Below are 13502 nucleotides of genomic sequence, written 5' to 3' on the forward strand. Positions count from 1 at the left end.
TCTCGAGGCTCCTGCGTCGCACCTCGACCAGCGAGGTTCGCGCTCCGGTCACCCCGCCGTCGGGCCCTGACGACGCTGCGTCGCACCGATCTGGTCGAGCACCCACGCCCACTCCCACGCGGTCTGCTCCCACGCGGCGTAACGGCCCGAGCGCCCGCCGTGACCGGCGACCATCTCGGTGCGCAGCAGCACCGGGCGCTCCTGCGGGTCGTTGGTCACGACCTCGCGCAGCCGGGCGACCCACTTCGCGGGCTCGGTGAAGGAGACCCGGGTGTCGTTGAGCGAGGTCGTCGCGAGGACGGCCGGGTACTCGACGGCGCGCACGCCCTCGTACGGGCTGTACGAGCGCATGTAGGCGTAGACCTCGGGGTCATCGAGCGGGTTGCCCCACTCGTCCCACTCCCCCACGGTGAGCGGCAGGTCCGGGCGCAGGATCGTCGTCAGCGCGTCGACGAAGGGGACGGCGGCGAGCACCGCGCGGAAGCGCTCGGGGGCGAGGTTGGCGGCGGCCCCGACGAGCAGACCGCCGGCGGACCCCCCTTCGGCCGCGAGCCGGTCACGGGCCACCCAGCCGCGGTCGTGGAGGTGCTCCGCGCACGCGACGAAGTCGGTGAAGGTGTTGCGCTTGGTCGCCAGGCGCCCGTCCTCGTACCAGGCGCGCCCCATCTCGCCGCCGCCGCGCACGTGGGCGACGGCGTAGACGACGCCGCGGTCGAGCAACGACAGGCGCGCGGTCGAGAAGTAGGGGTCCATCGACAGCTCATAGCTGCCGTAGCCGTAGAGCAGGCCGGGGTTGGTGCCGTCGGCCTGGGTGCCGCGGCGCATGACGAGCGAGAGCGGCACCGGGGTGCCGTCGGGGGCGGTGACCCACTCACGGCGCTGCTCGTAGTCGGCGAGGTCGACGCCGAGCACCGGGTGCTGCTTGTGCACGACCTGCTCGCCGGTCGCGACGACGACGTCGAGGATCGTGCGCGGGCTCACCCACGACTCGTGGCTGACCCGGATGCGGTCGGCGTCGGGGTCGGCCGCGCCGAGCGCAGAGACGGTGGCCATCGGGTCGTCGCCGACGACGACGTCGCGACCGGTGCCGTAGTCCACGGCGGCGAAGGGGGCGGAGCGCCCGGTCCGGGGCAGGACGCGGGCGGCCGGGACGCCGTCGCGGCGCAGGGTGAGCACGGCGAAGTCGTCGTAGGCGTCGACGCCGAGGAAGCGCTCGCCGTCGGCGCGGTCGAGCAGGGGGCTCCACTGCTCGTGGCTCGTCGCGTCGAGGGGCGCCCAGGCGAGATCCCACTCGCGCTGGCGCTCGTTGTGCAGGACAAGGAGGTGGTCGGCCGCGGGCTCGACGTCGTACTCGACGCCCTCGCGCCGGGGCGCGACGCAGCGCATCGAGGCGGTGACGTCGGTCGCGTCGAGCAGGTGCACCTCGCTCGTCGTGCGGCTGCCGAGACCGAGCACCACCCACCGGTCGTCGCGGCTGCGGTCGACGCCCATCCAGAAGCGCTCGTCGTCCTCTCGGTGCAGCAGCACGTCGTCGGCGGGGTCGCCGCCGACCTCGTGGCGCCACAGCTCGTGCGGACGCCACGCGTCGTCGACGCGCACGTAGAAGACATGGGCCCCGTCGCGCGAGAAGACGGCGCCGTAGCCGATGCCCCGGACGGAGTCGTCGAGCACCGCGCCGGTCGTGAGGTCGAGCACCGTGAGGTCGAAGCGCTCGTCGCCGCTGACGTCGACGGAGTACGCGAGCCGGTCGTGGTCGGCGCTGATCTCGTAGGCGCCGACGGCGAGGTACTCGTGCCCCTCGGCGAGGGCGTTGTCGTCGAGGAGCACCTGCTCGCCGGGCAGCGGGTGCTCGGGGTCGAGCGCCGGCACGACCGCGCGGTCGGCCAGCGGCGCGCGGCAGTGGATGCCGTACTGCTGCCCCTCGCGGGTGCGGGTGTAGTACCACCACGGGCCGGCGGCCACGGGCACGGACAGGTCGGTCTCGAGCGTGCGGGAGCGGATCTCCTCGACGAGCGCCGAGCGAAGGGGGGCCAGGTGCGCGGTGCGCTCCTCGGCGTAGGCGTTCTCGGCCTCGAGGTGGGCGACGACGGCCGGGTCCTGCGCGTCGCGGAGCCACTCGAAGGGGTCCTCGAAGACCTCGCCGTGGTGCTCGCGTCGCGTCGGCCGGTGCGGGGCGACCGGTGGCTGCACGGTGCTCATGCCGACACCGCCCGGGGGCCGAGGAGGACCTTGAGGTCGGCGACCAGCGCCTCGGAGACGTCGACGCGCCACTCGGGGTCGACCGCCATCGTCACCGACCGACCGGGCTGGACGAGCTTGAGGTGGACCTCGGTCGAGCCGGGGTGCTGGCCGAGGACCTCCTTGATCTGCTCGACCCGGGCCGAGGTCGCCCGGCGCAGGTCCATCGTCAGCGTCACCGGGCCGCGGGGGCCGTCGGTGAGCTCGGGCAGGGTGAGGTCCTCGGCGAAGATCGACACCGAGTCGTCGCGGGTGTTGACCCGGCCGCGCACGACGGCGACGACGTCCTGCGTGAGCATCGTTTGCACCGTCATGTACGTGCGAGGGAAGAAGAGGCACTCGATCGAGCCGCCGAGGTCCTCGACCTGGGCGACGGCCCACAGCTCGCCGCGCTTGTTGCGCTTGACCGACAGGTTCGTCACGAGCCCGGCGATCGTCACCATGCCCTTGCGCTCCTCGGAGGACTCGGACTGCGTGAGCGAGGTGATCGAGGTGTCCGCGGCGCGCTGCAGCACGTGCTCGATGCCGAAGAGCGGGTGGTCGCTGACGTAGAGGCCGAGCATGTCGCGCTCGTTGCTCAGCTTCGCCTGCTTGTCCCACTCGACCTCGGGCACGGGACGCAGACCCATGCCCTCGATGCCGCCGGCCGCGCCCTCGTCGTCGCCGCCGAGGAGGTCCCACAGGCTGTCCTGGCCGACGGCCTCCTGGCGCTTGACCGAGACGAAGGCGTCGACGTACTCCTCGTGGACCATGACGAGCCCCTGGCGGGGGTGACCGAGGTCGTCGAAGGCTCCCGCCTTGATGAGCGACTCGATGGTGCGCTTGTTGCACACGACGGCCGGGCACTTGGCGAGGAAGTCGTCGAAGGACGTGAAGCGCCCCTTCTCCTCGCGCGCGGTGATGATCGCCTCGACGACGTTGCGCCCGACGTTGCGGATCGCGTCGAGACCGAAGCGGATGTCCTCGCCGACCGCGGCGAAGCGCCCGACGGACTCGTTGACCGAGGGCGGCAGGACCTTGATGCCCATCCGGCGGCACTCGCCGAGGTAGAGCGCGGACTTGTCCTTGTCGTCGCCGACCGAGGTGAGCAGCCCGGCCATGTACTCGGCCGGGTAGTTGGCCTTGAGGTATGCCGTCCAGTACGAGACGAGGCCGTAGGCGGCGGTGTGCGCCTTGTTGAAGGCGTAGTCGGAGAAGGGCACGAGGACGCCCCACAGGGCGGCGACGGAGGCCTCGTTGTACCCGTTGGCCTTCATGCCCTCGGAGAAGGGGACGTACTCCTTGTCGAGCACCTCCTTCTTCTTCTTGCCCATCGCGCGGCGCAGCAGGTCGGCGTTGCCGAGCGTGTAGCCGGCGAGCTTCTGGGCGATCTCCATGACCTGCTCCTGGTAGATGACCAGGCCGTAGGTCATCGACAGGATCGGGTCGAGCGCCTCGACCATCTCGGGCTGGAGCTTGCCCTTGAGCTGGGGGTCGAGCGGGACGATCTCCTGCCTGCCGTTCTTGCGCAGCGCGAAGTTCGTGTGCGCGTTGACGCCCATCGGGCCCGGCCGGTAGAGCGCGAGCGCGGCGGAGATGTCCTCGAAGTTGTCCGGCTGCATGAGCCGCAGCAGGGTGCGCATGCCCCCGCCGTCGAGCTGGAAGACGCCGAGGGTGTCGCCGCGCGAGAGCAGCGCGTACGTCGCCGGGTCGGTCATGTCCTTGCTCAGCGCGTCGAGGTCGATGACCTCGCCGCGGTTCATCTGCACGTTCTCGAGCGCGTCGTCGAGGATCGTGAGGTTGCGCAGGCCGAGGAAGTCCATCTTGACCAGGCCGAGGTTCTCGCAGCTCGGGTAGTCGAACTGCGTGATGACCTGGCCGTCCTGGAGACGGCGCATGATGGGGATGACGTCGATGAGCGGCTCGCTGGACATGATGACGCCGGCGGCGTGCACGCCCCACTGGCGCTTCAGCCCCTCGAGGCCCCGGGCGGTCTCGACGACCTCCTGGAGGTGCTTCTCGCCGGCGACGAGGTCGCGGAACTCCTGGCCCTCGGCGTAGCGGTCGTGGCTCTCGTCGTACATCTTCGACAGCGGCACGCCCTTGCCCATGACGTCGGCCGGCATCGCCTTCGTCAGCTGCTCGCCGACGGAGAAGGGGTGGCCCATGACCCGGGCGGCGTCCTTGACCGCCTGCTTGGCCTTGATCGTGCCGTAGGTGACGATCTGGGCGACCCGCTCGTCGCCGTACTTCTCGGTGACGTAGCGGATGACCTCGCCGCGCCGGCGCTCGTCGAAGTCGATGTCGAAGTCGGGCATCGACGCGCGCTCGGGGTTCAGGAAGCGCTCGAAGATCAGGCCGTGCGGGATGGGGTCGAGGTCGGTGATGCCCATCGCGTACGCGCACATCGAGCCCGCGCCCGAGCCTCGGCCGGGGCCGACCCGGATGCCGTTGCGCTTGGCCCAGTTGATGAAGTCGGCGACGACGAGGAAGTAGCCGGCGTAGCCCTTGCCCGCGATGACGTCGATCTCGTAGTCGGCCTGCTGGCGGGCGTAGTCGGGCACTCCCTCGGGGAAGCGACGGGACAGGCCGGTCGCGACCTCGGAGATGAACCAGCTCTGCTCGCTCTCGCCGGGCGGGCAGTCGAAGCGGGGCATGTAGCGCCCCTCGCCCTCGGTGAAGGAGACCTCGCACATGTCGGCGACGAGCATCGTGTTGTCGCAGGCCTGGGGCAGCTCGCGCCACAGGTGACGCATCTCGGCCGGCGACTTGATGTAGTAGCCGTCGCCCTCGAAGGAGAAGCGACCCGGGTCGAGCAGCGTCGACCCGGAGTTGATGCACAGCAGCGCGTCGTGCGCGACGGAGTCGCCCTGGCGCACGTAGTGCAGGTCGTTGGTCGCCAGGAGCGGCAGGTCGAGGTCCTTGGCCAGGCGCAGGAGGTCCTCGCGCACCCGGCGCTCGATCTCGACCCCGTGGTCCATGAGCTCGAGGAAGTAGTGCTCGCGCCCGAAGATGTCGCGGAACTCCGAGGCGGCCTCGACGGCCTTGTCGTACTGGCCCAGGCGCAGCCGGGTCTGGACCTCGCCGGACGGGCAGCCGGTCGTCGCGACGAGCCCGTCGCCGTACCGGCCGAGCAGCTCGCGGTCGAGCCGGGGCCACTTCGCGTAGACCTGGTCCAGCGAGGCCTGGGAGCCCATCCGGAAGAGGTTGGACAGGCCCTGGTTGTTGCGGGCGAGGATCGTCATGTGGGTGTACGCGCCGCCGCCGGAGACGTCGTCGCCGGGCCGGGTGCGCTCGTTGCCCCACTTGACGCGGGTCTTGTCGGTGCGGTGCGTGCCGGGCGCGACATAGGCCTCGAGGCCGATGATCGGCTTGACCCCGTGCTTGACGCCCTTGCTCCAGAACTCGTAGGCGCCGAAGAGGTAGCCGTGGTCGGTCGTCGCGATAGCCGGCATGCCCATCTCGGCGGCCACCTCGAACATCTCGTCGATCCGCGCCGCACCGTCGAGCATCGAGTACTCGGTGTGGTTGTGGAGGTGGACGAAGTTCTTCTCGCGGGGCAGCAGCTCGGACATCGCTGTCGATCCTACGGCCGCTCGCCGACAGCCCCGAGCCGTCCGTCGGACATCCGCCACGATCCCGTGCGGCGAGCGGTCGGCGGGGCTAGCGTCAGGGTGTCCACGGCACCCGTCGCCGCACCCCGGTGACCTCGACCACCCCTTCGGGAGGGCTCACGATGCGCGTCCCCTTCAGCGTCAACCACTTCATCGACCGGGCCGCCCTCGTCTACGGCGACCGGGTGGCGGTCGTCGACGAGCCGGCCCAGCCCGCTCCCCCGCTCGAGGACGTCACCTACGCCCGGATGCGGCGCCTGGCGCACGCCCAGGCGGCCCATCTCGACTCGCTGGGCCTCGAGGTCGGCGACCGGGTCGCCGTCGTCTCGCACAACTCCGCCCGCCTGCTCACGAGCTTCTTCGGGGTGTGCGGCTCGGGCCGCGTCCTCGTGCCGGTGAACTTCCGCCTCGCGCTCGAGGAGGTCCAGTACATCGTCGGCCACAGCGGGGCCCGGGTCGTCTACGTCGACCCCGAGCTGCGCGACCAGCTCGCCGACCTCGAGGCCGAGCACGTCTTCGTCCTCGGCGAGGACGAGCACCTCTTCGGAGACGCGCCGCTCGAGGGCGACCCGCCGCAGCCGCGCCCCTGGGAGCCCGACGAGGACGCGACGGCGACGATCAACTACACCTCGGGCACGACGGCACGCCCGAAGGGGGTGCAGATCACCCATCGCAACATCTGGACCAACGCGGTGACCTTCGCCATGCACATCGGGGCGGGCGACCGCGACGTCTACCTCCACACCCTGCCGATGTTCCACGCCAACGGGTGGGGCATGCCCTTCGCGATGACGGGCGTCGGCGCCCGCCACGTCGTCATCCGCAAGATCGACGGCGCCGAGATCCTGCGCCGGGTCCGCGACGAAGGGGTGAGCGTCATGTGCGCCGCGCCGGCCGTCGTCGCCTCGGTCCTCGCCGCCGCCCAGGACTGGGAGGGCGAGATCCCCGGCCGCGGGCGGGTGCGCATCGTCGTCGCCGGCGCCCCGCCGCCCACGACGACCGTGGCGCGCGTCGAGACCGAGCTGGGCTGGGAGCTCATCCAGATCTACGGGCTCACCGAGACCTCTCCCCTGCTCACCGTCAACCGCACCCGCGCGGAGTGGGACGACCTCGACCCGCAGGAGCGCGCCGCGCGGCTCGTGCGCGCCGGGGCGCCGGCCCTCGGCGTCGAGCTCGACGTCTCCCCCGAGGGAGAGGTCCTCGCCCGGGCCAACCAGGTCATGGAGGGCTACTGGGAGCAGCCGCAGGAGAGCGCGGCGGCGCTCGAGGACGGGTGGTTCCACACCGGCGACGGCGGCACGCTCGAGGACGGCTACCTGACGATCAGCGACCGCAAGAAGGACGTCATCATCACCGGCGGCGAGAACGTCTCCTCGATCGAGGTCGAGGACGTCCTCTTCGCCCACCCCGCGGTCACCGAGGTCGCCGTCATCGGCGTGCCCGACGAGCGGTGGGGCGAGACGATCAAGGCCCTCGTCGTCCTCGACCCCGACCACGACGAGGAGGTCACCGAGGCCGAGCTCATCGCGTGGTGCAAGGGCAAGGCCGCGGGCTACAAGGCCCCGACGTCGGTGGAGTTCCGCGACGAGCTCGCCCGCACGGCGACCGGCAAGCTGCAGAAGTTCAAGCTCCGCGCCCAGTACTGGCAGGGCCGCGACCGCCAGGTCAACTGACCTCTGCTCCCGACCGGGCGGGGCGGGCCCGACCGGCTCAGCGCAGCTCGCGGAGCCGGTCGAGGGCCACCTGGAGGTCCTCGGGGTAGGTGCTCTCGTAGTGCACGTACTCGCCGGTCCCCGGGTGGGTGAAGCCCAGGCCCATCGCGTGCAGCCACTGGCGCTCGAGCCCGAGCCGGCGGCCGAGCGTCGGGTCGGCGCCGTACAGCGGGTCGCCGACGCACGGGTGGCGCAACGCGGCCATGTGGACGCGGATCTGGTGAGTGCGGCCGGTCTCGAGGTGCACCTCGACGAGCGACGCGTGCCGGTGGGCCTCGAGCAGCTCGTAGTGCGTGATCGCGTGCTTGCCGGAGTCCATGACGGCGAACTTGTAGTCGTGCCCGGGGTGGCGGCCGATCGGTGCGTCGACCGTGCCGACGTGCGGGTCGGGCAGGCCCTGGACGAGCGCGTGGTAGGTCTTGTCGACCGTGCGCTCCTTGAAGGCCCGCTTGAGCACCGAGTACGCGTACTCGCTCTTGCACACGACCATCAGGCCCGAGGTGCCGACGTCGAGACGGCTGACGATGCCCTGGCGCTCGCTCGCGCCGCTCGTCGTGATGCGGTAGCCGGCCGCGGCCAGACCGCCGAGCACCGTCGGGCCGGTCCAGCCCACGCTCGGGTGGGCGGCGACCCCGACGGGCTTGTCGACGACGACGATGTCGTCGTCGTCGTGGACGACGCGCATGCCCGGGACGGGCTCGGCGACGACCTCGACGCGCGGCACCTCCTCCGGGCTCGGCAGGCTCACCTCGAGGTGGCTGCCGTCGTGGACCCGCTCGGACTTGCCGACGGCGGAGCCGTCGAGCACGACGTGGCCCTCCGCGGCGAGCTCGGCGGCCTTGGTCCGGCTCACGCCGAAGAGACGCGCCACGGCGGCGTCGACCCGCTCGCCGGCCAGGCCCTCCGGCACGAGGACGTTGCGCACGTCAGGCATCTCGCTCCCCCTTCGTCTGCTCCTGGGCCGGCTCGGCGGCCGGTCTCTCCTGCGCCTCGTCCTCGGTGCCCTCGACGTCCTCGTCACGGGCGTGCCGGCCGGCGCGCACGCCGTCCAGGCCCACCCCGGCGAAGGTCAGCCACACGACGACGACCGCGCCGAGCACGATCGCGATGTCGGCGACGTTGCCGACGAAGAGCCCGCCGTAGTCGATGAAGTCGATGACGTGGCCGCGGCCCGGTCCGGGCTCGCGGAAGAAGCGGTCGTAGAGGTTGCCCAGCGAGCCGCCGAGCAGCAGCCCGAGGGCGGCGGTCCAGCGCGGGCTGGCCGCGCGCCAGGCGGCGACGACGACGGCGATCGTGATCGCGACGGCCAGGGCGGTCATGACGACCGTCGAGGAGTCACCGATCGAGAAGGCCGCGCCGGGGTTGCGGATGAGCCGCAGGCTGAGGACCTCGCCGACGAGGGGCACGACGTGCCCGTCGTCGAGCGAGCCCAGCGCCCACACCTTGCTCGCCTGGTCGAGCCCGAGGGTCACCAGGGCGAGCAGGGCGAAGGGGGCGAGGGTCGCCCGGGTCCGCGGTCGCAGTCGTGCCCCGCTCGCGTCGACGGGAGCGCCGTCAGCGGCGCCCCCGTCGGCTGCGGGGTCGGTGGGAGGGGTCAGCGTCGTTCCTGCTTCGTCTTGCATGTCACGCACAGGGTCGCACGTGGGTAGGCCTGGAGGCGAAGCTTGCCGATCGCGTTCCCGCAGGACTCGCACCGTCCGTAGGTCCCGTCGTCGATCCGCTCGAGGGCGTGGAGGTTCTGGATGAGCATCGCCCGGGTGTTGTTGGCCAGGGTGACCTCCTGCTCACGCTCGAAGGTCTTCGCCCCCGCGTCCGCCTGGTCGTCGCCCGACCCGTCGGCGTGGTCGCGCATGAGGTCGACGAGGTCGTGCTCGGCGGTCTCGATCTCCGTGCGCAGGCGGGCGACCTCGTCGTCGATCTCCTTGCGCACGGCCTTGAGCTCGGCCTTGGTCCATGCGGCCTCGTCGTCGCGCACGACGAGTGTGGGGGCGACGTCGCCGGCCTTGGAGCGGGTCCGGGTGCTCGTCGTCGTGGCCGCCGACTCCTCGGCGGACTTCTTCGCCGCGCTCTTCTTCGCGGTCTTCTTCGTCGCAGGGGTCTTCGCCGCGGCGGTGGTGCTCGACCTGGCCATGTCCGTCCTCAGCTGGCACGGCCCGCCGATCGCGGGCCGAAGGTGGCCTGAGGATAGACGCCCCGGGGACGCAGCGGCCACCGCAGGGCCCGCCCTGTCCGGGGTCGGCGCAGGACAGCACGACGGGGGTGAGCGCGACCTGCGCGCCCACCCCCGTCGTCGTGGAGCCGTGGTGCCCTCTCGGGCGCCGGGTCAGCCCTGCTTCTGCGCCGGGCGCTCGGTCGTCCCGACGGTGTCGAGCTCGGCGAGCTGGCCCGAGATGTAGTCCTTGAGCCGCGAGCGGTAGTCCTTCTCGAAGGACTTGAGGTCCGCGATCTGCTTCTCGACCTCGGTCTTGCGCTGCTCGAGGTCGCCGAGGATGCGCTTCTTCTTCTCCTCGGCCTCCGCGACCATGCCCTGGCTCTTGCTCGTGGCGTCGCCGATGAGCCTGTCGCGCTGCGAGGTGCCCTCGCCGACGAGCTTCTCGTTCTCGGCCTTGCCGCGCGAGAGCAGGTCGTCGTGCTGGGTCTGGCCCTTCGTCACGAGCTCGTCGTGACGCGCCTGGCCCTGGCCGACGAGCTCCTCGAACTTCGCCTTCGCCTCGGCGACGAGCTTGTCGTGCTGGGACTGGCCCTCGGCGACGTGCTCGTCGTGCAGGCGCTGCGCGAGCGCGATGAGACCGCTGGCCCCGCCACCGGTGGCGGCACCACCGGCGAAGGCAGCGGCCTGGTCGCCCTGGCCGGGAGCCGCCGCGGCGGGCGCGGGCGCCTGCTGGGCGGTCCGAGCCTTCGCCTCGGCCTCGGCGGCGGCGCGCTCGGCGGCCTCACGGCGGCGCTGGGCGTCCTCCTGGGCCTTCTTGGCGTCGGCCTCCGCCTTCTTCGCGTCGGCCTCGGCCTTGGCGATGCGCTCCTGGGCGGCCTTCTCGGCCTCCTCGGCGCGGGCGGTGACGGTGCTGACGCGCTCGTCGGCGCCGCGCTGGGCGGCGGCGGCCTGCTCGTCGCGCGACTGGGACTCGCGCCCCTGCTGCTCCTCGAGCGCCTTGACGCGCGCCTCGGCCTCGCTCGCGCGCTTCTGCGCGTCGGCGAGAGCGCTCTGCTCCTTCTCCAGACGGGCCTTGAGCTCGTCGTTGCGCCGCATGAGCGCGTCGCGCTCCTTGACGGCCTGGCCGGAGTCACCGGCCGGGGCGGGCGCGGCCGCGGCGGACGTCGTCGCCGGGGCGTCGCCGTCCTGGACGCGGGCCCGCAGGTCCTCGCCGTCCTTGACCATGCGGCGCATCTCGGCGACCACCTCGTCGAGGAAGTCGTCCACCTCGCGCTCGTCGTAACCCCGTCGGAACTGGGTCTGGGTGAACGTCTTGTTGAGGACGTCCTCAGGCGTCAGCGCCATCTCTTCTCCTCGTTGCACGGACACGTGAGACGCCTGTCGCTCCCGCGAGCAGGCATCGAGTCACCCTAGATGATACGCAGCAGGATCGAGACACCGAGGATGAGCACGAGGAAGGCGAGGTCCAGCTGGACGCCACCGAGACGCAGCGGCGGGATGACCTTGCGGATGGCCTTGAGCGGCGGGTCGGTGATCGAGTAGACGACCTCGGCGACGACGAGCACGATCCCGCGGGGCCGCCACTCGCGGGCGAAGACCTGGATCCAGTCGAAGATCAGCCGCCCGATGAGCACGAGGAAGAAGGCGTACAGCACGAGGTGGACGACGGCCCGGATCAGCTCCATGGGCCCTATCTAAACCTGCCGACCTGCGAGCTCGCCGCACCGGGTACGACACGCGACGCCCGGCTCCTCGTGGGACGAGGGGCCGGGCGTCGGGCGGGACGGCGAGCGGTGCGCGGTCAGCTCTGGTTGAAGAGGTTGCGCGCGGCAGGCTCGTCGGCCCCCTCCGCGGCGACCTCGATGTGCTCCGGCGAGAGCAGGAAGACCTTGTTCGTCACGCGCTCGATCGAGCCGTGGAGGCCGAAGACGAGCCCGGCGGCGAAGTCGACGAGACGCTTGGCGTCGGAGTCGTCCATGTCGCTGAGGTTCATGATGACCGGCACGTCGTCGCGGAAGCTCTCGCCGATGGCTCGGGCGTCGTTGTACGTGCGCGGGTGGATGGTCGTGATGCGGTTGAGCTGGCCCACAGGCACCTCCCGGACGGCAGCGGCGTGGTCGTGGCGCTCGACGGGGCGCAGCCGGGTCACCTCGGCGCGGGGCGCCTCCTCGACCTCGTCATAGCTCTCGTCCGCCTCGTCGACGTACTGGTCCTCGTAGTCGTCGTAGCGCTTCTGATCCTCGGCCAGGCCGAGGTACACCATCGCGTCACGCAGTCCCATGTCTCCACTTCCTTGCCTGCAGCCTCACGGGGCCGCTCCACTCGCCGGTCGTGACCGAAGTTACCGGTGGGACTGCCGATCTCCGAGGATTGCGCTGCCGACACGCAGGTGTGTCGCCCCGTGGGCCACGGCCTGCTCGAGGTCGCCGCTCATGCCCGCCGAGATCATCACCGCACCCGGGTGCACGGCGCGCACCTGCGCCGCGAGCTCGGCGAGCCGGGCGAAGGCGGGCGCCGGGTCCGCACCCCGGGGGGCGACGGCCATCACCCCGCCCAGGCGCAGCCCGCTCTCGACGACGAGATCGGCCAGGGCGGGCACGTCCTGCGGCTGCGCCCCGCCCCGCCCGGCGTCGGACCCCTCGAGGTCGACCTGGACGAGGCCGGTCACCTCGCGCCCGGCGGCCTGGGCGCCCCGGGCGAGGGCACGCACGACCTTCGCCCGGTCCAGCGAGTGCACGACGTCGGCCAGGCGGGCGATCTCGCCGGCCTTGTTGCTCTGGATCTGCCCGACGAAGTGGGTGCGCACGCCCGGCGGCGGGCCGTCGCCCTCGGCGAGCTTGGCCGTCGCCTCCTGGGCGCGGGACTCCGCGACGTCGCGCACCCCGAGCCCGACGAGGGCGTCGAGGTCGCTGCGGGGGAAGTACTTCGTGACGACGACGAGCCGGACCTCGTCTCGCGGGCGACCGGTGGCCGCGCACGCGGCGTCGATCCGCGCGTGGACGGCGGCGAGCCGCTCCTGCAGCTCGGCGACGCGCTCGGGGGTGGCGCTCATGCCAGCCCCACGAGCCCGGCGAGCCGGCCGGTCGTGCCGTCGCGGCGGTAGGAGTAGAGGGTCGGGTCCTCGCGGGTGCAGCCGGGCAGCCACTGGACGGCGACGTCGAGGGCGGCCAGCTGCTCGACGACACCGGCCGCGACGTCGATCGCCGGGGTGCCCTGCCAGGTCATGGCGTAGGACGCCGGGCTGGTGGCGGCGGCGTCCTCGCGCATCGCGGCCGGCACCTCGTAGCAGCGGCCGCACACCGACGGCCCGAGCGTGGCGGTGATCTGCTCGGCCCCGAGGTCGCGCATGGCCGCCACGGTCGCGGGGACGACCCCGGCGAGCATGCCGGGCCGACCCGCGTGCGCCGCGCCGACGACCCCGGCCCGGGCGTCGTGCAGGAGCACCGGGGTGCAGTCGGCGACGAGCACGGCGAGCGTGACGCCGCGGGTGTCGCTCACCATCGCGTCGCACGTCGGCGACCCGCCGGCCGCGCGCACGTGGACGACCTCGGCGCCGTGCACCTGGTCCATGTAGGCGACCGGGGTGCCGACCGCCTCCTCGACGAGCGCGCGGTTGCGGGCGACCGCCGTGAGGTCGTCACCGACGTGGCCCCCGAGGTTGAGCCCGGCGTAGGGACCCTCGCTCACCCCGCCGAGCCGATGGGTGACAGCGCGCAGCACCCCTTCGTCCCGGCTCTGCCAGCGCAGCGAGTGCTGCGTCGGCAGGGGGGCGAAGGGGTGCTCGCTCACGTCGTGCAGGGTGCTCAG

Annotated in this window: 11 protein-coding genes; 1 reads left to right on the forward strand and 10 read right to left on the reverse strand. The window is 72.1% G+C overall.

Annotation, left to right across the window (positions count from 1 at the left end):
• Positions 1–48: 48 nt before the first annotated feature.
• Positions 49–2199, reverse strand: coding sequence for a S9 family peptidase (locus LIV55_RS02700; protein WP_229299103.1), 2151 nt, complete (start codon positions 2197–2199; stop codon positions 49–51).
• Positions 2196–5792, reverse strand: coding sequence for a DNA polymerase III subunit alpha (gene dnaE / locus LIV55_RS02705; RefSeq protein WP_229299104.1), 3597 nt, complete (start codon positions 5790–5792; stop codon positions 2196–2198). Before dnaE ends, LIV55_RS02700 begins: the two co-directional genes overlap by 4 nt.
• A gap of 161 nt (positions 5793–5953) precedes the next feature.
• Between dnaE and LIV55_RS02710 the strand changes: the two genes are divergently transcribed.
• Positions 5954–7504 (forward strand): AMP-binding protein, encoded by a 1551-nt coding sequence (locus LIV55_RS02710; protein WP_229299105.1) that lies wholly within the window; start codon positions 5954–5956, stop codon positions 7502–7504.
• Positions 7505–7541: 37 nt separating this feature from the next.
• Here LIV55_RS02710 and LIV55_RS02715 read toward each other — a convergent pair whose 3' ends face one another.
• From LIV55_RS02715 to pgeF, 8 genes are all read right to left on the reverse strand, one after another.
• Positions 7542–8477, reverse strand: coding sequence for an RluA family pseudouridine synthase (locus tag LIV55_RS02715; protein ID WP_229299106.1), 936 nt, complete (start codon positions 8475–8477; stop codon positions 7542–7544).
• A complete protein-coding gene (gene lspA / locus LIV55_RS02720) occupies positions 8470–9165 on the reverse strand; it encodes a signal peptidase II (protein WP_123093420.1) in 696 nt (231 codons plus the stop codon). Before lspA ends, LIV55_RS02715 begins: the two co-directional genes overlap by 8 nt.
• Positions 9138–9674 (reverse strand): TraR/DksA family transcriptional regulator, encoded by a 537-nt coding sequence (locus LIV55_RS02725; protein WP_123093396.1) that lies wholly within the window; start codon positions 9672–9674, stop codon positions 9138–9140. The genes lspA and LIV55_RS02725 overlap by 28 nt, the downstream gene beginning before the upstream one ends.
• Positions 9675–9866: 192 nt before the next feature.
• On the reverse strand, positions 9867–11039 hold the full coding sequence (locus tag LIV55_RS02730) for a DivIVA domain-containing protein (protein WP_229299107.1): 1173 nt from the start codon (positions 11037–11039) through the stop codon (positions 9867–9869).
• Between the two features lie 65 nt (positions 11040–11104).
• On the reverse strand, positions 11105–11380 hold the full coding sequence (locus LIV55_RS02735; protein ID WP_068275066.1) for a YggT family protein: 276 nt from the start codon (positions 11378–11380) through the stop codon (positions 11105–11107).
• A 116-nt stretch (positions 11381–11496) separates the two neighbouring features.
• The gene (locus LIV55_RS02740; protein WP_068275063.1) at positions 11497–11976 is read right to left on the reverse strand and encodes a cell division protein SepF; all 480 of its coding nucleotides are present in this window, start codon (positions 11974–11976) and stop codon (positions 11497–11499) included.
• A gap of 60 nt (positions 11977–12036) precedes the next feature.
• On the reverse strand, positions 12037–12747 hold the full coding sequence (locus LIV55_RS02745) for a YggS family pyridoxal phosphate-dependent enzyme (protein ID WP_191562853.1): 711 nt from the start codon (positions 12745–12747) through the stop codon (positions 12037–12039).
• Positions 12744–13484 carry a peptidoglycan editing factor PgeF gene (gene pgeF, locus LIV55_RS02750; protein ID WP_308012865.1) on the reverse strand — a complete coding sequence of 247 codons (741 nt, stop codon included), beginning with the start codon at positions 13482–13484 and terminating at the stop codon, positions 12744–12746. The genes LIV55_RS02745 and pgeF overlap by 4 nt, the downstream gene beginning before the upstream one ends.
• Between the last annotated feature and the right edge of the window lie 18 nt (positions 13485–13502).

Source organism: Janibacter melonis (assembly GCF_020567375.1).
Classification (GTDB): Bacteria; Actinomycetota; Actinomycetes; order Actinomycetales; family Dermatophilaceae; genus Marihabitans; species Marihabitans melonis.